This is a genomic window from Kitasatospora sp. NPDC036934, assembly GCF_055608425.1.
This window is the reverse complement of record NZ_JBVJQR010000006.1, coordinates 184333-207236: the sequence shown is the minus strand read 5'-3', so window position 1 is coordinate 207236 and position 22904 is coordinate 184333. Positions and strand designations below refer to the sequence as shown.

20 protein-coding genes are annotated in these 22904 nt (G+C 72.2%); 14 read left to right on the top strand and 6 right to left on the bottom strand.

From position 1 onward, the window contains the following. Nucleotides 1–23 precede the first annotated feature (23 nt). The 10 genes from ACZ7BZ_RS11560 to ACZ7BZ_RS11515 all read left to right on the top strand — a co-directional run bounded on the left by ACZ7BZ_RS11560 (nucleotide 24) and on the right by ACZ7BZ_RS11515 (nucleotide 11879). The gene (locus ACZ7BZ_RS11560; RefSeq protein ID WP_470358187.1) at nucleotides 24–1100 is read left to right on the top strand and encodes a terpene synthase family protein; all 1077 of its coding nucleotides are present in this window, start codon (nucleotides 24–26) and stop codon (nucleotides 1098–1100) included. 63 nt (nucleotides 1101–1163) lie between these two features. Further along, complete coding sequence (locus ACZ7BZ_RS11555) at nucleotides 1164–2555, top strand: cytochrome P450 (RefSeq protein ID WP_470358186.1); 1392 nt, start codon at nucleotides 1164–1166, stop codon at nucleotides 2553–2555. Between the two features lie 287 nt (nucleotides 2556–2842). Further along, nucleotides 2843–3919: a polyprenyl synthetase family protein gene (locus ACZ7BZ_RS11550; RefSeq protein WP_470358185.1), complete on the top strand. Its 1077-nt coding sequence runs from the start codon at nucleotides 2843–2845 to the stop codon at nucleotides 3917–3919. A gap of 317 nt (nucleotides 3920–4236) precedes the next feature. Then, nucleotides 4237–5268 (top strand): mevalonate kinase, encoded by a 1032-nt coding sequence (gene mvk, locus ACZ7BZ_RS11545; RefSeq protein WP_470358184.1) that lies wholly within the window; start codon nucleotides 4237–4239, stop codon nucleotides 5266–5268. After that, nucleotides 5261–6313 carry a diphosphomevalonate decarboxylase gene (gene mvaD / locus ACZ7BZ_RS11540; protein ID WP_470358183.1) on the top strand — a complete coding sequence of 351 codons (1053 nt, stop codon included), beginning with the start codon at nucleotides 5261–5263 and terminating at the stop codon, nucleotides 6311–6313. Before mvk ends, mvaD begins: the two co-directional genes overlap by 8 nt. Continuing rightward, nucleotides 6310–7437 (top strand): phosphomevalonate kinase, encoded by a 1128-nt coding sequence (locus ACZ7BZ_RS11535; protein WP_470358182.1) that lies wholly within the window; start codon nucleotides 6310–6312, stop codon nucleotides 7435–7437. Before mvaD ends, ACZ7BZ_RS11535 begins: the two co-directional genes overlap by 4 nt. Beyond that, nucleotides 7434–8525: a type 2 isopentenyl-diphosphate Delta-isomerase gene (fni, locus tag ACZ7BZ_RS11530; RefSeq protein ID WP_470358181.1), complete on the top strand. Its 1092-nt coding sequence runs from the start codon at nucleotides 7434–7436 to the stop codon at nucleotides 8523–8525. Before ACZ7BZ_RS11535 ends, fni begins: the two co-directional genes overlap by 4 nt. A gap of 29 nt (nucleotides 8526–8554) precedes the next feature. Then, nucleotides 8555–9583, top strand: coding sequence for a hydroxymethylglutaryl-CoA reductase (locus ACZ7BZ_RS11525; RefSeq protein ID WP_470358180.1), 1029 nt, complete (start codon nucleotides 8555–8557; stop codon nucleotides 9581–9583). A gap of 2 nt (nucleotides 9584–9585) precedes the next feature. Next, a complete protein-coding gene (locus ACZ7BZ_RS11520) occupies nucleotides 9586–10761 on the top strand; it encodes a hydroxymethylglutaryl-CoA synthase (protein WP_470358179.1) in 1176 nt (391 codons plus the stop codon). Between the two features lie 137 nt (nucleotides 10762–10898). Then, complete coding sequence (locus tag ACZ7BZ_RS11515) at nucleotides 10899–11879, top strand: 3-oxoacyl-ACP synthase III family protein (protein WP_470358178.1); 981 nt, start codon at nucleotides 10899–10901, stop codon at nucleotides 11877–11879. Between the two features lie 194 nt (nucleotides 11880–12073). Here the strand turns inward: ACZ7BZ_RS11515 and ACZ7BZ_RS11510 are convergent, their stop codons facing one another. Further along, nucleotides 12074–12868 carry an exodeoxyribonuclease III gene (locus ACZ7BZ_RS11510; RefSeq protein ID WP_470358275.1) on the bottom strand — a complete coding sequence of 265 codons (795 nt, stop codon included), beginning with the start codon at nucleotides 12866–12868 and terminating at the stop codon, nucleotides 12074–12076. A gap of 296 nt (nucleotides 12869–13164) precedes the next feature. Here ACZ7BZ_RS11510 and ACZ7BZ_RS11505 point away from each other — a divergent pair, with 296 nt between their 5' ends. Then, nucleotides 13165–13938: a GntR family transcriptional regulator gene (locus ACZ7BZ_RS11505; RefSeq protein WP_380454501.1), complete on the top strand. Its 774-nt coding sequence runs from the start codon at nucleotides 13165–13167 to the stop codon at nucleotides 13936–13938. Nucleotides 13939–14022: 84 nt separating this feature from the next. On the opposite strand, the gene ACZ7BZ_RS11500 is transcribed toward ACZ7BZ_RS11505, so the two are convergent. The 3 genes from ACZ7BZ_RS11500 to ACZ7BZ_RS11490 all read right to left on the bottom strand — a co-directional run bounded on the left by ACZ7BZ_RS11500 (nucleotide 14023) and on the right by ACZ7BZ_RS11490 (nucleotide 17361). Continuing rightward, the gene (locus ACZ7BZ_RS11500; RefSeq protein WP_470358177.1) at nucleotides 14023–15186 is read right to left on the bottom strand and encodes an ROK family protein; all 1164 of its coding nucleotides are present in this window, start codon (nucleotides 15184–15186) and stop codon (nucleotides 14023–14025) included. Between the two features lie 249 nt (nucleotides 15187–15435). Beyond that, nucleotides 15436–15717 (bottom strand): hypothetical protein, encoded by a 282-nt coding sequence (locus tag ACZ7BZ_RS11495; protein WP_380454505.1) that lies wholly within the window; start codon nucleotides 15715–15717, stop codon nucleotides 15436–15438. A gap of 99 nt (nucleotides 15718–15816) precedes the next feature. Continuing rightward, on the bottom strand, nucleotides 15817–17361 hold the full coding sequence (locus tag ACZ7BZ_RS11490; RefSeq protein WP_470358176.1) for a hypothetical protein: 1545 nt from the start codon (nucleotides 17359–17361) through the stop codon (nucleotides 15817–15819). Nucleotides 17362–17638: 277 nt separating this feature from the next. On the opposite strand from ACZ7BZ_RS11490, the gene paaK reads away from it, so the two are divergent. Then, a complete protein-coding gene (paaK, locus tag ACZ7BZ_RS11485) occupies nucleotides 17639–18976 on the top strand; it encodes a phenylacetate--CoA ligase PaaK (protein WP_470358175.1) in 1338 nt (445 codons plus the stop codon). Between the two features lie 117 nt (nucleotides 18977–19093). Here the strand turns inward: paaK and ACZ7BZ_RS11480 are convergent, their stop codons facing one another. Both ACZ7BZ_RS11480 and ACZ7BZ_RS11475 read right to left on the bottom strand, forming a co-directional pair. Next, complete coding sequence (locus ACZ7BZ_RS11480) at nucleotides 19094–19888, bottom strand: COG4705 family protein (protein ID WP_470358174.1); 795 nt, start codon at nucleotides 19886–19888, stop codon at nucleotides 19094–19096. 1 nt (nucleotide 19889) lies between these two features. Beyond that, entirely contained in the window at nucleotides 19890–20534 is a 645-nt protein-coding gene (locus ACZ7BZ_RS11475; protein ID WP_470358173.1) for a PepSY domain-containing protein, read from the bottom strand. 140 nt (nucleotides 20535–20674) lie between these two features. On the opposite strand from ACZ7BZ_RS11475, the gene ACZ7BZ_RS11470 reads away from it, so the two are divergent. Both ACZ7BZ_RS11470 and ACZ7BZ_RS11465 read left to right on the top strand, forming a co-directional pair. Next, nucleotides 20675–21352, top strand: a complete 678-nt coding sequence (locus ACZ7BZ_RS11470) for a response regulator transcription factor (protein ID WP_380454516.1) — start codon at nucleotides 20675–20677, stop codon at nucleotides 21350–21352. A 1-nt stretch (nucleotide 21353) separates the two neighbouring features. Next, a complete protein-coding gene (locus ACZ7BZ_RS11465; protein ID WP_470358172.1) occupies nucleotides 21354–22745 on the top strand; it encodes a sensor histidine kinase in 1392 nt (463 codons plus the stop codon). Nucleotides 22746–22904 lie beyond the last annotated feature (159 nt).

Here is a 22904-nt window from a genome sequence, read left to right as displayed (position 1 = left end):
TCCTGCCCGAAGGGATTTTTGGCATGACAACCGTGCGCCGCACACTTGGCGTTCCACCTTTTTTCTGCCCTTTGCCCGACGCCGTGTACGACAAGCCGGAGGAAATAGATGCCGGCGCCGTCGCCTGGATGTTCCGGCAAGGGTTCCGCAAGGAGGGTGACTGGCTGCCGCGCATGAATGCGGGTTCGTACACCGCACACTGCATGCCGTACGTCCTCGACCGGTGCGCCGAGATCATCACCTATGTCATGTACTGGGGCGGGGCCTGGGACGACGACCTCGACGTGATCCCGGGGCTGGACCAGCCCGCACCGCTGACGGTCCACGTCAGCCGTCTCAAGCACATCCTCGCCTCGCCCAAGTCCGTCGTGCCGCCCGGAGACGCGTACCTCTCCTCCTTCCAGGACTTCTGGAACCACATCTCCACCGTGTCGACCCCGGGCCAGCTCGAGCACCTGCGCCAGGGTTTCTGCAGCTACTTCGACGGCGTGCTGTGGAAATGTGCGAACCAGAGCCTCGGTGAACTCCCCGAACTGGGCGACTACCTGATCATGCGTGGCAACGATGTGGCCGGCCCCTGGCTGACCGCACTCACTCCGATCGGCGGCGGCTACGAACTGACCGCGGCCGAACGCCTCGATCCCCGGGTGCGCGCCGCCTCCGAAGCCGTATCCGTCATCGTCGGTCTCGACAACGACCTGATCTCCGTTCACCGGGAGAATCTCCAGGGCTTGTTCGACCAGAACGCCATCAGCATCATGGTGCGCGACCGGCAATGCACGCCCGCGGAAGCGGTCGCCGAGGTCCGCGCGCTGCGCGACCGAATCATGTCCCTTTATCTGAATCTGCGTGACCAGGTCTCCGCGACCGCCCGCCCGGAACTGCGGCGATACGTCCACGAGATCGGCTACTGGATTCGCGGGCACATCATCTGGGCGGACTTCACCACCCGTTACTGCGCGCCCGTCGACCCGGAGACCGGCGAAGAACAGGACTTCGGTGGCTACGGCCTGGTCTGGGCCGACGAGCCGGCTGACGCCAACCCTGCGCCCCTGCCGATTCCACAGATCGCCTGGTGGTGGGACCAGTTGGAGAAGTGACAGCGGCGACGCAAAGTCCGACAGGTCCACAAGTTCGCCACTAACCGCATGGAGGTTTGTTCCGTGACAGGCCAGGAAACCCGCAGCTACACGAAGGGCAGCGCACCGAATGCCCTGCCCGTGCTCGGGCACGCGAATCAGCTGCGCAGCGACCCGCTCACCTTCCTCCGATCACTGCCCGAACAGGGCGATCTCGTGAAGATCATGGTGGGGCCGACCCCCATGTACATCGCGTGCCACCCTGATCTGGTCCACGAGATGCTGACCGACAAGGTCAAGGACTTCGTCAAGGGCGGTCCCGTGATGGACCGCGTGCGCACGGTCCTCGGAGACGGGCTGGTCACGGTCGACGGCCTCGTCCATCGCAAGCAGCGACGCCTGATCCAGCCGTCCTTCCACCCTGCGCGCATCGCCGAGTACGTCGGCATCATGCAGAAGCAGGCAGCCGCGTCGGCTCATGAATGGCCGGAAGGCAAGAACGTCGACCTCCTGATGCAGATGGGCAACCTCAGCGCCGACGTGGCACTGAGCTGCCTCTTCTCCGAGCCCGGTGAGGGCGAGGTACGCCGGGGCGGTCACCACGGTCTCCCGACGGCCCTGAACACCGTGATCGACGGCATGTTCTTCCGCATGCTCAACCCGCTGCCGGCGCTGTCCTTCCTGCCCACTCCCGGCAACCAGCGCTACAAGCGGGCGGAGGCGCAGCTGCACCAGGTGGTGAACGAGACCATCGACCGCTACCGCCGCTCGGGCGACGGCGGCGGTCTGTTGCGCACGATGATGACGGAGGTCGACGAGGAGGGGCACCGCTTCACCGACCAGGAGCTGCACGACCAGTCCATCACCCTGCTCCTCGGAGGCGCGGAGACCACCGCCGTCCTGATGTCGTGGATCTTCCACCTGCTGCACGAGAACCCGCAGGTCGCCGCCACGTTGCACACGGAGCTCGACGAGGTGCTGGCCGGCCGCCCGGTGACGGCCGAGGACTTGAAGAAGCTGCCGTACACCCGCAACGTCGTCGCCGAGGGTCTGCGCCTCTACCCGCCGGCCTGGCTGCTCAGCCGTCGTGCCGCTGTCGACACCACGCTCGGCGGGCTGCCCGTGCCGGCCGGCACCGAGCTGTCGTACAGCCCCTTCCTGCTGAACCGGGACGCCCGCTACTTCGACGCCCCCGACGGCTTCGAGCCGGACCGGTGGCTCACCATGTCGACCACTCCGCGCAAGGGCGCCTACCTGCCCTTCGGCGCCGGGAACCGCAAGTGCATCGGTGACGCGTTCGCCCTCACCGAGGCCCAGGTCATCGTGGCCACCGTGGCCCAGTACTGGAAGCTGGACCGCGCCCCGGGCACCCGCCCCACGCGCGCCCTCGTGCGGATGAGCCTGCGTCCCGACCAGCTCACGGTGGTGCCGACCCGTCGGCAGCCGGCACGCGAGCCGCAGTCCGCCGCGAGCTGAACCCGTTCCGTTCCACCGACAGGGGCCCGGCGGGCGCCGCACCGTGCCCACCCCTGCCCGGCATGCCATCCACCATGTGAACCCGCATGTACGGAGGGCATGCCATCCGGCGCGGCCCGAACGCCCACCGCTCGCCCCTCCCTCGGCGACCCGCACCTGCGGTGCGGCCCGGCGACCGCCGGGACCCCCCTTCGCCCGGCCGGAAAGTGATGCCTCTCGGCGCTTTCCCGCCCATGCCACGTCCTCGCGGACGCGGCCACGTGGTCTTGACGAACAGGAGTAACGACATGAACTCCACCACCAGCCTTCGCGAGCTGGGAGCCGACGCCCTGGACTCGGTTCATCTGCGCGGTCTGATCGACGAGCGATTGAACGCCTTCCTCGACGCCAACTGCGACAGGCAACCCCACCTGGTCTCGCTCATCGAGCACCTGCGTGTCTTCCTGACCGCCGGCGGCAAGCGCATCCGGCCGCTCTTGTGCATGGTGGGCTGGCACGCGGCGGGCGGGTACGGCGACGTGGGGCCCGTCATCGGCGCGGCGGCCTCGCTCGAACTCTTCCACGCCTTCACCCTCATCCACGACGACGTGATGGACGCCTCCGACACCCGGCGTGGCCGTCCGACCCTCCACCGGACGCTGGAGACGGGTGCGGACGCCACGACCGCCGAGCGGTTCGGCACCAATAGCGCGATCCTGCTCGGCGACCTGGTCATGGTGTGGTCGGACGAGCTGCTGCACTCCAGCGGCATCGACCACGAGCGATTGGTCGCCGTCCGACCGCTGCTGGACGCCATGCGCACCGAGGTGATGATCGGTCAGTACCTGGACCTGCTGGCCACCGGGAAGCCCAACGAGGACGTCGAACGGTCGCTGGCCGTGATCCGCTACAAGACGGCGAAGTACACCGTGGAGCGGCCGCTGCACATCGGCGCGGTCCTTGCCGGAGCGGACCAGGCCCTGCTGGACGTCTTCACCGCCTACGCCCTTCCGATCGGCGAGGCCTTCCAATTGCGCGACGACCTCCTCGGCGTCTTCGGCGACCCGTCCAAGACCGGCAAGTCGGTCCTGGACGACCTGCGGGAGGGCAAGGCGACCGCTCTGATGGCGCACGCCCTCCACGCCGCCGGCACCGAGCAGGCGCGGGTGCTGAGGTCCCTGGTCGGCGACCCGGACCTGGACGAGGCAGGTGCCGAGACGGTCCGCGGGATCCTGCGGACCACGGGCGCCGCCGACAAGGTGGAGCAGATGATCACCGATCGTGTGCGGCGTGCCCGGCGGGTCCTGGACGAGTCCCCGTTCCCGGACGAGGTCAGGAAGACCCTCGAAATCTTCGTCACCACCACGACGCTCCGGACCACCTGAGCACCACGTCGGCGCGGGTCGCCACCATCCCGGCGCCGCCAGACGCGTCGCTCGCCTCGCGAGCCCACCCCGTCCGGAACCCGCTGCCGGGGGCGACCGGGGGAGAACCGGCCCGGCACCCGCCAGGGACGCGGTTCCGCGAGCACGCACCGTCGGGTGCGGCTCGACGCCCTGGCCCGCCCTGCGCGATGACATCGCTCGCGCCGGCGGCCGCGACCGCCGGCCACGGTGGTCCGGGGGTGGCCCGGGCATGACGCGGCGCGCGGTCGAACGGGCTTACTTCATTCCTTCCTAGAAATCTGGATGACGCGATCTCAATGGAATTTCGACAAGGGGAGCTGAGCACGTCGACTCCACCGGCCTCGGCGGCACGGACAGCGGACAGCCGCCGTGCTCGCTCGATCGGCACCGGCCACGCCCATGCCAAGGCCGTTTTGCTGGGGGAGCACGCGGTCGTCTACGGAGCCCCGGCGCTCGCCCTGCCCGTTCCGCAGCTGTCGATCACCGCCAGCGCCGGGTTCTCCACCCGCGGTGAAGAACCGGCAGGTGTGTCCTTCACGATGACCGGATCCGCCTGGAAGGAGGTCGGAACGCAGACATCCGAGGGGCTGCGTCGGCTGACCACCGACTTCAGGGCATCCACGGGCATCGACGACGGCCGGCAGCTCGATGTGATCATCGACGGTTCGATCCCGCTCGGCAGGGGGCTCGGCTCCAGCGCGGCCTGCGCCCGTGCCGTCGTCCTCGCCCTTGCCGACCTCTGCGGCCGTGAGGTCTCGCAGCGGATGGTGTTCGACCTGGTGCAGACCGCCGAGAACGTGGTGCACGGCAAGGCCAGCGGCGTCGACGCCATCACCGTCGGCGCGAGCGCGCCGTTGCTGTTCCACGCGGGCGAGGCCCGCACGCTGCTGGTGGGCTGCGACGCGCTCTTCGTCATCGCGGACAGCGGCACCGTCGGCAGCACCAAGGAAGCGGTCGACAAGCTGCGGGAGAGGTTCCGACTCCACGCCGGAGCACAGGAGCGGTTCGTCCGCCGGGCGTCGGAACTGACCAGCGAAGCCGTGACCACCCTCGCCGCCGGCCGGCCGGAGGAGCTCGGCCTCCTGCTGACGGAGTACCACGGAATGCTCCGCGAGGCCGGGCTGAGCACTGACCGGATCGAGGGGATGGTGAGTGCCGCGCTCGCCGCGGGAAGCCTCGGCGCCAAGATCACCGGGGGTGGACTGGGCGGCTGCGTCCTCGCTCTGACCCAGCCCGAGCAGGCGAGAGAGGTCACCCGGCGGCTGCACGAAGCGGGGGCCGTGCAGACGTGGATCGTCCCACTGAGGAGGCTCGTCACGCATGTCTGAGCAACAGAACACCGTGCGCCGCCCGCAGGACCGGCAGGGCGCGAACGGGGCCACCGCCGTCGCGCACCCGAACATCGCGCTGGTCAAGTACTGGGGGAAGCGCGACGAGCGCCTCTTCCTGCCGTGGACCAGCAGTCTGTCGATGACTCTTGACATCTTCCCCACGACCACCCGGGTCCACCTCGACGCCGAGGCTTCGGACGACGAAGTGACCTTCAACGGCGTACCCGCGGCGGGCGAGGAGCGGCGGCGCATCGCCGGGTTCCTCGACCTGGTGCGCCGGCGGGCCGGGCTCACGCACCGGGCCGTCGTCGACACCCGCAACACCGTACCCACCGGGGCGGGCCTGGCGTCCTCCGCCAGCGGCTTCGCCGCGCTCGCCGTCGCCGCCGCCGCCGCGTACGGACTGGACCTCGACGGCACCGGTCTTTCCCGCCTGGCCCGCCGCGGTTCCGGCTCGGCCTCGCGGTCGATCTTCGGCGGCTTCGCCGTCTGGAACGCCGGCAACCCCACGGCGCCGTCCGCGGAGGCGGACCTCAGCTCCTACGCCGAGCCGGTACGCACGGGCGACCTCGACCCCGCACTGGTCATCGCGGTGGTCAACGCCGGCCCCAAGGAGGTGCCCAGCCGCGCGGCGATGCGCCGCACCGTCGAGACCTCGCCCCTGTTCGAGCCCTGGGCCGCGTCGAGCCGGGACGACTTGACCGAGATGAGGGCGGCGCTCCTGCGCGGCGACCTCGACGCGGTGGGTGAGATCGCTGAGCGCAACTCTCTCGGCATGCACGCGACCATGCTGGGCGCGCGCCCTGCGGTGCGCTACCTCGCGCCCGCCTCGCTCACCGTCCTCGACAGCGTGCTGGGGCTGCGGCGCGACGGCGTACCGGCCTACGCGACCATGGACGCCGGACCGAACGTCAAGGTGTTCTGCCGTCGTACGGACGCCGACCGGGTCGCCGAGGCCGTGCGCGACGCTGCCGCGGGCGGCACCGTGCACATCGCCGGGCCCGGACAGGGCGCCCGCCTGGTGGACGCGGGCGGACGATGACCTCCGGGCGAACGGTCGTCCGCAGTGCGCCCGGCAAGCTGTTCGTCACGGGCGAGTACGCGGTGGTGGAGCCCGGTACCCCGGCCATCGTGGTGGCCGTGGACCGGGAGATCACCGCCACGGTGACCCTCTCCGAAACGGCCGACATCGTGATCTCCTCCGATCTCGTCCCCCGGGCGGTGAACTGGCGATGGCTCGACGGCCGGCTCCACGCTCCCGGAACGGAGAACGGGGAAGCCGACGGACACGGCGCGCGGGGCGCACTGACGCACGTGGCGGCAGCGGTCGAGACCGTGGGACGACTGCTGGCCGAACGCGGCCTGCCCATGCCCGGGCTGGACCTCTCGATCGGCAGCCGGCTGCATGACAACGGCCGCAAGTACGGCCTGGGGTCGAGCGGCGCGGTGACCGTGGCCACGATCGACGCCATCACGTCCCTGTGCGGACTGGACCTCTCACCCGACGCCCGGTACCGCCTGGCCGTGATCTCCTCGGTCGGGATCGACCCCGTGGGCTCCGGCGGTGACCTCGCCGCCAGTACCTGGGGCGGCTGGATCGCGTACCAGGCACCCGACCGGGCCTTCGTGCTCGACCTCACCCGCCGGCACGGCGTCGAGGAGGCGTTGCGCACGCCCTGGCCGGGCCACTCGGTCCGGAGGCTTCCGGCCCCGCGCGGCCTCGCCCTCGAAGTCGGCTGGACCGGCAACCCGGCCTCCACCGCCTCGCTCGTGTCCGGTCTGCACCGCCGGATCTGGCGCGGCACCGCGTCGCACCGCGCGTTCGTGGAAACCTCCACCGACTTCGTACGCGCCTCGATCACCGCTCTCGAGGCCGGCGACGACCAAAGCCTGCTGTACCAGATCCGCCGTGCCCGGCGGGAGTTGGCCCGCCTCGACGACGAAGTCGGGCTCGGCATCTTCACGCCCGAGCTGACGGCCCTGTGCACGGTCGCCGAAACCGTCGGCGGTGCCGCCAAGCCGTCGGGCGCGGGCGGCGGCGACTGCGGCATCGCGCTGCTCGATGCCGAGGCCATGCACGACATCTCACATGTACGGCAGCGGTGGGCCGCGGCCGGGGTGCTGCCCCTGCCCGTCCGGCCCGCCCCGGAAGGGAGCGAGAAATGAGCGCTCAGCGCAAGGACGACCACGTCCGGCTCGCCATCGAGCAGCAGGACACCCGAAGCGGGATCAACCAGTTCGACGAGGTGTCCTTCGTCCACCACGCCCTGGCCGGCATCGACCGGCCGCAGGTGTCCCTGGACACGGCCTTCGCCGGGATCTCCTGGCAGGTGCCGCTCTACATCAACGCGATGACCGGCGGGACCGCCAAGACCGGCGTCATCAACCGGGGTCTGGCGATAGCGGCCCGCGAGACCGGGGTCCCCATCGCGTCGGGCTCGGTGCACGCCTACTTGAAGGACCCGACGTGCGCCGACACCTTCCGCGTCCTGCGTCAGGAGAACCCCCACGGTTTCGTCATGGCAAATGTCAACGCGACGGCATCGGTCGACGACACCCGGCGTGCCCTCGATCTGCTGGAGGCCGACGCCCTGCAGATCCACGTCAACACGGCGCAGGAAACGGCCATGCCGGAAGGCGACCGGTCCTTCGGGTCCTGGGTCCCGCAGATCGAGAAGATCGCGGCGGCCGTTGACGTACCCGTGATCGTCAAGGAGGTCGGCAACGGCCTGAGCCGGGAAACCGTCCTGCTGCTGCGACAACTGGGGGTCCGCGCGGCGGACGTCGGCGGCCGGGGCGGCACCGACTTCGCCCGGATCGAGAACGGCCGGCGACCGCTCGGCGACTACGCGTTCCTCCACGACTGGGGCCAGTCCACCGCCGCCTGTCTCCTGGACGCTCAGAGCGCCGGTCTTCCCGTGCTCGCCTCCGGCGGCGTCCGCCATCCCCTCGACGTCGCCCGCGCCCTGGCCCTGGGCGCCTCCGGCGTCGGGGCCTCCGGAGTGTTCCTGCGCACCCTGCTCGACGGCGGTCCCGAGGCGCTGATCGAGCAGCTCACGAACTGGCTGGACCAGCTCGCGGCCCTCCAGACCATGCTCGGCGCGCGCACTCCCGCCGACCTCGCGAGCAACGACCTGATCATCCACGGCACCCTCCGTTCCTTCTGCGCCGACCGGGGCATCGACACGGGGCGACTCGCCCGGCGTTCCCGATCGGCCGACACCCTTCACGACACGACGGGAAAAGCACAGTGACCGACACACACGCCATTGCCAGGGTCCCCATGAAGTGGGTCGGACCCCTTCGAGTCTCCGGGAACGTCGCCAACACCGAGACCCACGTTCCCCTCGCCACCTACGAGACACCGCTGTGGCCCTCCGTGGGCCGCGGCGCGAAGGTGTCCATGCTCACCGAGCAGGGCATCGTCGCCACCCTCGTCGACGAGCGCATGACCCGCTCGGTGCTCGTCGAGGCGACCGACGCCCAGACCGCGTACACGGCCGCCCGCGCCATCGAGGCGCAGATCGAGGAACTGCGCGCCGTGGTCCGCAGCTGTAGCCGGTTCGCCGAGCTGCTCACCGTCCGGCACGAGATCGCGGGCAACCTGCTGTTCATCCGGTTCGAGTTCAGCACCGGCGACGCCTCCGGCCACAACATGGCCACGCTCGCCTCCGACAATCTGCTGACGCACCTGCTGCGGACCATTCCGGGAATCTCCTACGGATCGATCTCCGGGAACTACTGCACGGACAAGAAGGCGACCGCGATCAACGGCATCCTCGGCCGCGGGAAGAACGTGGTCACGGAACTGCTCGTCCCGCGCGACGTGGTGGAAGGCGTCCTGCACACCACTGCCGCCAGGATCGTCCAGCTGAACATCCGCAAGAACCTGCTCGGGACCCTGCTGGCCGGCGGCATCCGCTCGGCCAACGCCCACTACGCCAACATGCTGCTCGGCTTCTACCTGGCCACCGGCCAGGACGCGGCCAACATCGTCGAGGGCTCCCAGGGCGTCACCCTGGCCGAGGACCGCGACGGCGACCTCTACTTCTCCTGCAATCTGCCCAACCTGATCGTCGGCACCGTGGGCAACGGCAAGGGCCTGGAGTTCGTGGAGACGAACCTGACCCGCCTCGGCTGCCGCGTGGACCGCGCCACCGGCGAGAACGCGCGCCGGCTCGCCGTCATCGCGGCGGCGACGGTCCTCTGCGGCGAGCTCTCGCTGCTCGCGGCGCAGACCAACCCGGGTGAACTCATGCGTGCGCACGTCGAACTGGAGCGCGACAACAAGACAGCAAAGGTCGGTGCCTGAACATGTCCAACGCCGCTTCCTTCGGAATCCACGATCTGTCCTTCGCGACGACCGAGTACGTCCTGTCGCACGCGGCACTCGCCGAGTACAACGGCACGGAGATCGGCAAGTACCACATAGGCATCGGCCAGCGGTCGATGAGCGTGTGCGCCGCGGACGAGGACATCGTGACCCTGGGGGCCGCCGCCGCGGCCCCGATCATCGCCCGGCACGGTTCCGAACGGATCCGGACGGTGGTCTTCGCGACGGAATCCTCGATCGACCAGGCGAAGTCCGCCGGCATCTACGTGCATTCACTGCTCGGCCTGCAATCGGCCTGCCGCGTCGTCGAACTGAAGCAGGCCTGCTACGGAGCCACGGCCGCCCTGCAATTCGCCATCGGGCTCGTACGACGCGACCCCGACCAGCAGGTCCTGGTGATCGCGAGCGACGTCTCCAAGTACGAACTGGACAGCCCCGGCGAGGCGACCCAGGGTGCCGCCGCGGTGGCGATGCTGGTCAGCGCCGACCCCGCCCTGGTCTGCATCGAGAACGCCTCGGGCCTGTTCACCGCCGACGTGATGGACTTCTGGCGGCCGAACTACCGCACCACCGCCCTCGTCGACGGGCAGGAATCCGTCGAAGCGTACCTGCAGGCGGTCGCAGGCAGCTGGAAGGACTACGGCGAGCAGGGCGGGCGCACACTCGACGAGTTCGCCGCGTTCTGCTACCACCAGCCGTTCACGAAGATGGCCTACAAGGCACACCGCCACCTGCTCAACCACGCGGGCCACAGCGCCGACCAGGCCGACATCGAGCACGCCATCGGGCAGACCGTGGCCTACAACACCTCCATCGGCAACAGCTACACCGCCTCGGTGTACCTCGCTCTCGCCGCGCTGCTCGACCAGGCGGACGACCTGACCGACCGGCCCGTCGGCTTCCTCAGCTACGGTTCCGGCAGCGTCGCCGAGTTCTTCGCGGGCAAGGCCGTCCCCGGCTACCGCGAACACCTGCGGACCGCAGCGAACCTGGCGGCGATAGCCAGGCGCAAGCCGGTCGACCACGCCCGCTACCGCGAGCTGCACGAGTGGTCCTTCCCGGCCGACGGAGGAGACCACCCCACCCCGCAGCAGACCACCGGGCCCTTCCGGCTGGCCGGCGTCAGCGGTCACAAGCGCATCTACCAGGCGCGCTAGAACACCTGCGATCCCGAACACCTGCGGTCCCATGCGTGCGGGGGCAGCCTCCGCGGCTGCTCCCGCACGCGCCCGCCACGGGCGCAGGCCAGTTCTACACACACCGTTCTCCATCCATTTGAGGGGAGGGCAGCCGTATGACCGACGTCAGGATTCTCGGTACGGGTGCCTATGTGCCGGAGCGAATCGTGTCCAATGACGAGGCCGCGGCGGCGGCGGGGGTCGACGACGCGTGGATCACCGACAGGACCGGCATCAGGGAACGGCGATGGGCTGCCGACGGCCAGGCCACCTCGGACCTGGCCACCGCCGCGGGGCGTGCCGCGTTGCGGTCGGCCGGCATCTCCGCCGAGGAGCTGTCCGTGATCGTGGTCGCCACGTCCACACCCGACCGGCCGCAACCGCCCACCGCCGCCTACGTCCAGCAGCGGCTCGGCGCGAGCGGCGCGGCCGCGTTCGACGTCAACGCGGTCTGCTCCGGCACGGTGTTCGCGCTCTCCGCGGCCGAGGGCGTACTCGCCCGCACCGGCGGCCAGGCGCTGGTCATCGGTGCGGACCTGTACTCCCGCATCCTGAACCGGGCCGACCGCAGGACCGTGATCCTGTTCGGGGACGGCGCCGGAGCCGTGGTCCTGGGGGCGCCGGTCGACCACGGGCCACGTGTCCGGCACCTCTCACTGCACTCGTTCGGCGAACTGTCGGGGCTCATCGAGGTGCCCGCCGGCGGCAGCCGCATGCCGGTGGACCATACGGTCCTCGACGCAGGGCTCCAGTACTTCGCGATGGACGGGCGGGGCGTGCGGAGCTTCGTCGGTGACCACCTGCCGCAGCTGGTCAAGGGATTCCTGCACGAATGCGGTGTCGCGCCCGACGACATCGACCACTTCGTACCGCACCAGGCCAACGGCACCATGCTGGACAGCGTCTTCGCCGACCTGGCACTGCCTCGCGCGACCATGCACCGCACCCTGACGCACTACGCCAACACGGGAGCCGCCTCCATCCCGATCACCCTGGACGCGGCCGCCCGCGCCGGCGCCTTCGCCCCCGGCGACCTGATCCTCCTGGCCGGCTTCGGCGGCGGCATGTCGGCGGGATTCGCGCTGGTCGAGTGGTGAGGAGGTCCGGGCCGGCCCGTGCCGCGGGCCTCAGCTTGATCTTCAACCTCGCGCGGCGAGGTGGGCCTGGAGCGTGGATTCGCGTTTAACGGTCTTGCCGACGTCGTGGCGGAGTGCCGGGTTGCGGTTCTTCGAACCCGGTGGCCGTCCGGGGCCGGGTCTCGTAGTTCTGTTGAACTAGCGGTTCCTGCACGTCAGTTGTTCAGGTCGAACACTGCGGTGACGGGTGCGTGGTCGGACCAGCGTTCGGCGTGGGTGGCCGCCCGCTCGACGTAGGCCTCGATGGCCCTATCGGCGAGGTTCTTGGTGGACACGATGAGGTCGATCCTCCAGCCGGAGTCGTTGTCGAAGGCGCGGCCGCGGTAGGACCACCAGGAGTAGGGGCCGGTGCGGTCGGGGTGGAGGGCGCGGACGACGTCGACGTAGCCGGCCTCGTCGTAGACGCGGGAGAGCCAGGCGCGTTCCTCGGGGAGGAAGCCGGCGGACTTCTGGTTGGCCTTCCAGTTCTTGAGGTCCTCGGGGCGGTGGGCGATGTTCCAGTCGCCGCAGACCACGACCTCGCGGCCGTCGGCGGCGGCGCGGGCGCGCAGGGCGGTGAGGTGGACGAGGAATTCCGCCATGAAGCGTTCCTTCTCGTCCTGGCGCTCGGTGCCGACTTCGCCGGAGGGCAGGTAGAGGCTGGCGACGGTGAGGCCCGGCAGGTCGATTTCCAGGTACCTGCCCGAATTGTCGAATTCCTCGGAGCCGAATCCGATCGTGCTGCGCTGCGGCTCCCGGCGGGACAGGATGGCGACGCCGGCCCGGCCCTTGGCGACCGACGGGGCCCAGAGCGCGTGCCAGCCGTCCAGGTCGCGCAGTTCGACGGGCAGCTGCCCGGGTTCGGAGCGCACCTCCTGGAGGCAGATCACGTCCGCCTCGGTGCCGGCCAGCCACTCCACGAAGCCCTTCTTGGCGGCGGCCCGGATTCCGTTCACATTCACACTCGTCACCACGATCACCCGGGCAGCCTACCCATTGGCCGAGCCCGCGCCGCAGCGTGACGCGCGGCCGAGGGCCGTCCCGAAGGGCTGTCGTGAACGTGGCATGAATGTTCGCGGCGGTCGCACCGAGCCCTGTCATTGGTCTTGACCATCTCCGGACGGAACACCTAGGGTCGCTTACTGCAAGGACCTTTAATAAAGAAGGACGGATAAAGGCCGGCTCTCCCACCTGCCGCAACAGCGGGCAGCGGGCCCGGGATCCGCCCTCCTTGTCGTAGGGCGGACAAGACCAGGTGGAGGACACGGTGGGGACGACAGGACAGCTTTCGGCGGTGCCGGAACCGAAGTACTGGCACCTGCGCACGGTGCTGCTGCGGGCCATCGACACGGAGTTCTCCACCGGCCAGGTCCTGCCCAACGAGCGCGAGCTGTCCGCCCGCTTCGGGGTGGCCCGGGCGACGCTGCGGCAGGCCCTGGACCAGCTGGAGCTGGAGGGCCGACTGGTCCGTCGCCGGGGAATCGGCACCCTGATCGCCGCCCCGCGGGTCGGCGTCCCCGTGAACCGGCAGGAGGAGGGCTGGCCCGGCGCCGGCCGCAGCCAGTCCTGGCGCACGGTCGACTGCACCACCGCCCCCGCGTCCGCGCAGCTGGCGAAGGGCCTCGGCATCGCCGAGGGCGCCACCGTGCACACCGTCCGCCGGGTCCGGCTGGTCGAGGGCCGCGCGATGGCCAGCGAGTCGCTGCACGTCCCGGCCTCCGCCCTGCCGCACCTGCCCGGCTTCCGTGCCGAGGGCGACCGCGCCCGTTCGGTGCTGCGCCAGCTGGAGCGCCTGGAGGTCGACGGTGAGTCCCGGGCCGTCGAGCTGGGCGTCGCCGAGGCCGACGAGGCCGTGCTGCTGGAGCGCCCCCCGGGCACCCCGGTGTTGGTCATGACCACCCAGTACGCCGCCGGCGGCCGTCTGGTGGCGCTCGCCGTCTCCACCTACCGCGCGGACACCTGCAAGCTGACCTTCGGCGAGACCGGCCTGGTCGAGGTCACCCCGGTCGGCGCCACCACCGAGGTCCGCACCGCCTCCTGAACCGTTTCGCACCCACCCTCGGGCAGTGGCCCGGACGCCCGACCAGCGTCCGGGCCACTGTCGTCGACGGCCGGGCGGTACGCCTCACACCCGGGGCGGGTCGACCGCGAAGAGCTGGTCCTCGACGTGGTCCAGGGCGACCCGCAGGGCCCCCATCGAGACGACCTCGGAGCCGAGGGCGGCCAGTGCCACCTCGGGGGCGCGGAGGGTGAACTGGGCGAGGCGTTCGCGCAGCGGTTCCAGCACGCCGTCCAGGCCGGCCGCCCAGCCGCCGATGACCACCAGCTGGGGGTCGATGGCCAGGACCAGGGCGGCGACGCCCTGGACGAGCCGGGTGAGGAAGCGGTCCATGGCGACCTTGGCGACCTCGTCGCCCTCCCGGGCCAACCGCAGGACCCGGGCGACGGCGGCCTCGTCCAGCGGGTTGAGCGGCTTGCCGGTGGTGGAGAGCAGCCGCTCGGGGGTGACCTCCTGGCCGAGCAGGTGCAGGGCGCCGATCTCGCCGGCGGCGCCGCCGTAGCCGCGGTGCAGTCTGCCGTTGATCAGGGAGCCGGCACCGGGGCTGAGGCCGGCCATCACGAAGACCACGTCGTCGGCGCCGACCGCCGCGCCCTGCCAGTGTTCGGCGATGGCGGCCAGGTTGGCGTCGTTCTCGATCAGGACGGGGCAGCGGAAGGAGCGGCGCAGCCGGGCGCCGAGGTCGAGGCCGGTCCAGCCGGGCATCGCGGTGCCGAGCCGGATGGTGCCCTCGCGGTCGACGATGCCGGGGGTGCCGATGCCGACGGCCCACAGGTTGTCCCGGGAGATGCCCGCCTTGCGCAGGACCTCGGCGACGGCGGTGCGGACGGCGGTGAGCCGGTCCTCGGCCTCCAGGGTCTCGTCGACCGGCTTGAAGTGACTGCCCACCACCTCACCGGTGAGGTCGGCGAGGATGACCCGGATGTCGTGGACGCCGATCTCGATGCCGAGGATGTGCCCGGCCTCGGCGCGGAAGCGGAACCAGCGGGCCGGGCGGCCGCGGCGGCCGGTGCCCGGCTGGCCGTCCTCCCGGGGCTGCTCGACCTCGGCGACGAGGCCGGTCTCGACCAGGCCCTCGATCACGCCCTCGACGGTCGGCCGGGAGAGCCCGGTCTCGCCGACGAGTTGGGTGAGGGTCACCGAGTGGCCGGTCCGCAGCGCCCGAAGCGTGACCGCGGCGTTGATCCGCCGCAGCAGCGAGGAGTCTCCTCCGGTGAGCCGATCCGCCAATGCGATGCCCTTCGCCGTTCGCGCGACTGCCCTGGCGCGCGGTGTCGAGTGCGCGGAGCCCACCGAATGGCCCGCGGGGGTCTGCCCCCGACGTGCGGTACGGGCGACGCTGGGCCGCCTGCACCAGGGCCGGGGGAAGCAGTGGGGAGCCTACCCGGGGACCGTGCCGGGCGGCGAGGATTCCCGCAGCTCATCCGGGCTTCGGTATCGAAATGGTACGGATCGGGTGGCGGTACGTGACCCGGGGCTTCACCCCTCGGGCACGGATGGCCCGCACACCGGGCGCAGCCCCCGTACGGCCCAGCGGGAGCGCACCGACAGCAGCGAGCCGACGCTCAGCCAGGAGCACGCCGAGAACGCGCTGACCACCGAGCCGGCCGAACCGATGGACAGCACGCTGCCGACCGAGCCGATCGAGAGGACGGAGCCGACCGAGCCGACGGACAGCAGCGAGCCGATGGAGCCGAGGGAGGCGATGGAACCGAGCGAGGCCCGGGAGCGGATCGAGCGCACGGGAGCGGGAGCGGCCATGCGCCCGATCGTAGCGCCGGTGCCGTCGGGCCACCCGTGGTCAGGCCACCCGCGTCAGCCCACGCGCCGTCAGCCCACGCGCCGTCAGTCCACCCGCTGTCAGTCCACCCGCGCGACGAACAGCCCCTGCCCGAGCAGCCCCATCGGGTGCCCGTCCGCAGGAAGGGTGAGCACCGTCGGGCAACCCGCGGTGGTGAGGGCGGCCCGCCACTGCGTGGCCGGGTGGCCGGCGAAGCCCCGGTGGGCGCCGGTGATCAGCAGGTCGAGCTGTTCGGCGACGGGGGCGAGCAGCAGCAGCCGGCCGCCGGGGGCGAGCTGGTCGACCAGCGCCGGGACCTCCTCCTCGGGCCGGCCGACGGCGGTGGCGACGACGATGTCGTAGCGTCCGCCGTCGGGGGCGAGGTGGTGTTCGGCGTTCTGCCGGGGGCGGGCGGCGAGGGCGCGGGCGACGGCCGTCTCGGTGCCGTCGCGGTCGAGTTCGAGGATCCGCGGCGGTTGCGGCCCCGGGTGGGTCTCGACGGTGGCGCGGACGAGGGTGCCGAGGGCGGTGCCGAGGTAGCCGCGGGCGGCGGACCAGCGGACCGGGGCGGCGGCCGGGCGGGGGTCCTCTTCGCCGGTGAGCAGCTTGGGCAGCCGTAGGGCGCCGCGCCGGACCCGGTCGAGGACGGCGGCGGTGCCGAGGCCGTCGGTCCAGCTGTCGACGGCGGGCCGCCACGCCTCCCGGACCTCGGCGGAGCTGAGTTCGGGGGCGCCGTGGTAGATCGGGCCCTGGGCGCCGCCGTCCCGGCGGGTGATCAGGCCGTGCCGGGCGAGGGCGTCGAGCCAGTGGCCGACCCGGGGGCGCTGGGCGGGGGTGACCAGGGCGGTGGCGAGGAGTTCGGCCTCGGAGCGGCCGTGTCCGGGGTCGGTGAGCACTCCGGCCTGCTGGAGGGTGTGCAGCAGCGCGGTGAGGACGGCCCGGTCGAGGTGGGCGCCGAACTCGGTGAGCTGCGCGGCGGTGATGCCGATGCTGTGCTTCCAGGCGGCGGCGGTGGCGGCCTCGGTGTCGGCGCGCAGCCGGCGGTCGGCGGCTTCGGACCGGCTGTCGGGGGCGCGCAGGTGGGCGAGGACGGCGCCGAGGGCGTCGACGGCGGCGTAGACGTCGTCCTGCCGGGGTTCGGGGCCGACGTGCAGGACGAGTCGGAGGGCGCCGAGGTCGTGGTCGGCGAGGCCCGGTTGCCGGCTGAGCCGCCAGAGCAGGGCGGAGGGCAGGCTGAGGTGGGTGGTGCCGTTGGCGGCGAGGGCGGTGAGCTGCTCGTCGGGCTGCTGGTCGGGGTCGGCGCAGTGCACGGTGCCGCCGGCCAGCAGGGTGGCGAGGGCGAGTTCGACGGCGAGGTCGGTGGCGGGGTGCAGCACGGTGTGCCGGATGGGCGGCGGGCCGAGGACGCCGGCCCAGTGCCGGAGCCGTTCCTCGGCGGCGCGGGCGGTGGAGGGCGGCAGGGCGGCGTGTTCGGCGACGCGCTCGGCGAGGGCCCGGGGCAGGCCGCCCGGCGGGGAGACGCCGAGCAGCAGGCCGATGCCGCTGATCGCGCGTCCGTCGGCGACGACGGCGGGCCGGTCGCCGAACTCGCGCAGCGCGCTGACCAGCGCAGGGGTCGGGGCCAAGGTGATCACTCCGGGGTGCGGGGGAGAAGCCGCACCACTGAACCATGGGTCCGGGCCGGTGAGCGGGGCCGACGGGTAATAATTCCGTAATGATTTTCATATCGGCCAGCCAAGCGGTGGGCCCGATCCCGGCACGAACACGCCGGAACTGCACATTCCGGAACCGCTGCGCGATCCCTTGACAGGTGGTTCGGGTGCTGGATTACTTGGCCTGGGCTTGCCCTGACCGAACGATCGGTTGGGCCACGAGCCCCGGCCGACCTGCGGAGGAGCGACGATGACCGGCAGCGCACCCGACCCGGACCGACGCCTGGGCGAGCCGATTCCACCCGCCCTGCTGGACGCCGGCGAGCGGATGGGCGTCGACGAACTGCGGGCCCACCAGCTCGACCGGCTGCGGGCCACCCTGCGGCACGCCTACGACCACGTCGAGCTCTACCGTCGCAAGTTCGACGCCGCCGGGGTGCACCCGGAGGACTGCCGCACCCTGGCGGACCTCGCCCGCTTCCCCTTCACCACCAAGGCCGACCTGCGCGAGGGCTACCCCTTCGGCATGTTCGCCGTCCCGATGGAGCGGGTCCGCCGGATCCACGCCTCCAGCGGCACCACCGGGCGTCCGACCGTGGTCGGCTACACCGAGAACGACCTGTCCATGTGGGCCGACGTGGTCGCCCGCTCGATCCGCGCGGCCGGCGGCCGGCCCGGCCACAAGGTGCACATCGCCTACGGCTACGGGCTGTTCACCGGCGGCCTGGGCGCCCACTACGGCGCCGAGCGGGCCGGCTGCACCGTCATCCCGGCATCCGGCGGGATGACCGCCCGCCAGGTGCAGCTGATCCAGGACTTCCGTCCCGAGATCATCATGGTCACCCCGTCCTACCTGCTGACCCTGCTGGACGAGTTCGAGAGGCAGGGCCTGGATCCGCGCGCCAGCTCGCTGCGGATCGGCATCTTCGGTGCGGAGCCCTGGACGGAGGAGATGCGGCGCGAGATCGAGGAGCGGCTCGACCTGCACGCCGTCGACATCTACGGCCTCTCCGAGGTGGTCGGCCCCGGCATCGCCCAGGAGTGCGTGGAGACCAAGGACGGGCTGCACATCTGGGAGGACCACTTCTACCCGGAGGTGGTGGACCCGTTCACGGATGAGGTGCTGCCCGAGGGGGAGGGCGGCGAACTGGTCTTCACCTCGCTCACCAAGGAGGCGCTGCCGGTCATCCGCTACCGCACCCGCGACCTCAGCCGGCTGCTGCCGGGCACCGCGCGGCCGGGCTTCCGGCGGATGGAGAAGGTGACCGGGCGCAGCGACGACATGATCATCCTGCGCGGGGTGAACCTCTTCCCGACCCAGATCGAGGAGATCCTGCTGCGCACCCCGGGCGTCGCCCCGCACTTCCAGCTGCGGCTGACCCGGGAGGGGCGGCTGGACCGGCTGGCCGTCCGGGTGGAGGCCCGCCCGGAGGCGTCCGCCGAACTGCGTGAGGCGGCCCGGACGGAGATCGTCCGGGCGGTGAAGGACGGGGTGGGCGTGACGGTCGCGGTCGAGGTGGTGGACCCGTACACGCTGGAGCGCTCGGTCGGAAAGATCAAGCGGGTGGTGGACGAGCGGCCGCGCTGAGGCGACCGCGTCGGGCCCTCGGCCGCGCTGAGGCAACCGCGTCGAGGGACGGCGGAGGCGCACGGCTGTCCGGGGGGTGATGCCGTGCGCCTCCGACGTCTACAGAAATGTAGACGCTCAGTGGGTGGTGAGTCCAGCCGTCCGGCGGTGCGCCCGCGCGGACAGCGCCAGTGCCACCCCCATCAGCACCGCGAGCGCCAGGCTGACCGGGCCGGTGCCCAGTCCGATGCCGCCGCGGTCGGCGCCGACGCCCAGCCAGTCCGCGAACGAGGCGCCCAGCGGGCGGGTCAGCACGTACGCCCACCAGAACCCGGCCACCGGGCCCACCCAGCGGGCCCGCGAGGCAACCGCCGGGATCGAGATCAGCACCGCGAAGCCCAGCCCGGCCACCAGGTAGCCCAGGTGCAGGGTGGCCGCCGTCAGGTCGCCCAGCGCCGTGCCCAGCGCGAAGGTCAGCAGCACGGCCGCCCAGTAGAACAGCTCCCGGCGCAGCCCGGTCACCCGGTCGATCGCCAGCGAGCCCTCCACCCGGTGCCAGAGCAGGAACAGCGCGGCCAGCGCCACCGCCAGCGAGCCCGCCGACAGCGCGTACGGGACGCCCAGGGCGACGTGCGCCACGTCGGCGACCATCGTGCCGAACACGCTGACCATGACCACCACGGCCCAGTACGGCCCGGTCACGCAGCGGCGGGTCCGCAGCTGGACCAGGAGGGTCACGATGAGCAGCAGCCCGGCGGCGGCCACCGCCAGGACCGGGTCGAAGGTCTTGGCGAGGAAGTCGGAGAGGGTCTCGCCCATGCCGGTGGTCAGCACCTTCACCAGCCAGAACCAGCCGTCCACGGACGGGACCTTGCTGGCGCCGGGGCGGGCGGTGCGGCCGGGGGCGGGGCGGGTCGTCGTCGCGTGCGCCATGTCAGCCCTCGGAGCCGTCGGAGGTGTCGGAGCCGGCCGAGGCGCCGGCTGACGCGCGGGCCGGGTCGGTGGTGTTGGACGTCAGCTCGCCGCTGGTGCCGTCCACCGTCACCAGGTGGCGCACGCCGTCCCGGCCGACGACCGTCACGGCCCAGGCGGCGCCACCGCCCTGCTCGGTGACCCGGCGCAGCGACTCGGCGCGGCCGCCGGGGACGGCGGCCTGGGCCTTCTCCAGGGCGGCGGATGCGCCCAGCGAGGGCAGCGCGGCCGGGGGCACACCGTGCCCCTGGCCCGGCCCCTGCCCGTGCTGACGGTCGTGCCCGCGCCCCTGCCCGCGCCCCGGCCCGTCCGCGCGCCGGGACCCGTCCGCGTGCCCGTACCCGTGGCCGTCCTCGGACCGGGCCGCCGCCTCGCGGTGCCCGCGCCCGCCCTCCCCGTGCCCCTCATGGGCCGCCGCGGCGACCGCCAGCCCGCCCGCACCGAGCAGCGCCACCGTCACCACCCCGGCCGCCAGCCGGCGCTCCCGCCCGTCCGCCCAGGCCCGAAGCCGGGCCGCGCGACGGCGCCGGGCCGTCAGCGGCGGCACCTCGGGGAGTTCCGGCTCCTCGCCGGTCGGCGGGGTGCCGGGAGACAGGGGATCGGTCATCGGGCGTACTCCTTGCCTGGGGGCTGCGCTGCGCTCCGCGCCCGGCGATCATGGCGGACCGTACCTGAACCCCCGCTTAAGTCCGACCGGCGATCCGAGCCCGCACAAGATCGCTCACGATCACCTGGCACCCTGAGCGGATGCACATACTCGTCGTGGAGGACGAACAGCGGATGGCCACCGCGCTGCGGCGCGGACTGGAGGCCGACGGCCACACCGTCGACGCCGCCCACAACGGCCCCGAGGGACTCGCCCTCGCCGAGCGCCACCCCTACGACGTGATCGTCCTCGACATCATGCTGCCCGGCCTCAACGGCTACCGGGTCTGCGCCCGGCTGCGCGCGGGCGGCTGCCGGGCCGGCATCCTGATGCTCACCGCCAAGGACGGCGAGTGGGACGAGGCCGAGGCCCTGGACACCGGCGCCGACGACTACCTCTCCAAGCCGTTCTCCTTCGTCGTCCTGCTCGCCCGGCTGCGCGCCCTGCACCGGCGGGTCGACCAGCAGCGCCCCCGGCTGCACACCCTCGGCGACCTCGTGCTGGACGCCAACGCCCGTACCTGCACCCGGGCCGGCACCCCCACCCACCTGACCGCCCGCGAGTTCGCGATCCTGGAGCACCTGGCCGCCCGCGCCGGGACGGTCGTCTCCAAGCGCGAGATCCTCGACCACGTCTGGGACGCCGGCCACGACGCCGACCCGAGCATCGTCGAGGTGCACGTCCACGCCCTGCGCCGCAAGATCGACGCCCCCTTCGGCCGCTCCGCCCTGCAGACCATGCGCGGCGCCGGCTACCGGCTCGACCCGGACGGCGGCTGAGATGCGCCGACTCCCGCACTGGGCGCGCCGGTTCGTGCCCCGTACGGTGCGCGCCCGGGCCACCGCGGCGGCCGGAACCGTGCTGGCCGCCGCGCTCATCCTGGCCGGGGCCGGACTGCTCGCCGCGGTCCACGCCGACCTGGTCGCCTCGGCCGCCTCCGCCACCCGCCAGCAGGCCGACTCGGTCGCCCAACTCGCCCTCCAGGGGCGGCTGCCGGCCGTCCTGCACACCGGGCACGGCACCGACTTCCTCCAGGTCGTCGACGCCCGGGGCACCGTGCTGGCGGCCAGCCCCAACCTGGTCGGCCGCGCCGCCCTCGCCACCGAACCGCGCACCGGCTCGCTCACCACCGACCAGGTCGACCCGCTCTACGACCACCACCGCCAGCGGCTCACCGTCGTCGTCGCCGACACCCCCGGCGGGCCGGTCACCGTCTACGCGGGCGCCTCGCTGCGCGCCGCCGACGAGGCGATGGACATCACCCAGGCCGGGCTGGCCGTCGCCTGCCCGCTGCTGCTGCTCACCGGCGTGGTGGTCACCTGGAAGGTCACCGGGCAGGCGCTGCGGCCGGTGGAGGCGATCCGCGCCGAGGTCGACGCCATCACCGGCCAGGACCTGCACCGGCGCGTCCCCGAACCCGGCACCGCCGACGAGATCGCCCGGCTCGCCGCCACCATGAACGCGATGCTCGACCGGCTGGAGGCCTCCGGCCGCCGGCAGCGGCAGTTCATCGCCGACGCCTCGCACGAACTGCGCAGCCCGCTCGCGGTGCTGCGCACCCAGCTGGAGGTCGCCGACACCCACCCCGACCAGGCCGTCCGCGCCGAACTGGTGCACGGCGCCCTGGCCGACACCGACCGGCTGCAGAACCTCGCCACCGACCTGCTGCTGCTCGCCCGCCTCGACGCCGGCGGCGCCGACGAGCGCCCTCGTCAGCGGATCGACCTCACCGGCCTGGTCGCCACCACCGTGCTGACCCGCCCGTGCGGCCCGCACCGCCGCACCACCGACCTCGCCCCGGATGTCACCGTCGAGGGCATCCCGCTCTGGCTCGGCCGGTTGCTCACCAACCTGCTGGACAACGCCGAGCGGCACGCGGCCGGCACCGTGCACGTCCGGCTGTCCACCGACCCGGCGAGCGGCCTGGCCCTGCTGGACGTCGAGGACGACGGCCCCGGCATCCCGCCCGCCGACCGGGAGCGCGTCTTCGAACGCTTCACCCGGCTGGACGACGCCCGCTCCCGCGACCACGGCGGCACCGGCCTGGGCCTGTCGATCGCCCGCGACATCGCCCGCCACCACCACGGCACCCTCACCGTCACCCCCACCGCGGCCGGCGCCCGGCTCACCGCCGCGGTCCCCCTTGCGGCCGACCCGGCGACGGACGCCTGAGCGGCCCCGCGGCGGCCGATGCCCGAACGGCTGACGGCCGAGCGGCCGATGTCCGAGCGGCCGAGGCCCGAGCGGCCCCGGGACCCGTTCGGCGCAGCAGGGATCGTGGTGGCGGCCGATGCTTCCCAGACTCGGAGGACGAGGGGGTGGAGTCGACCG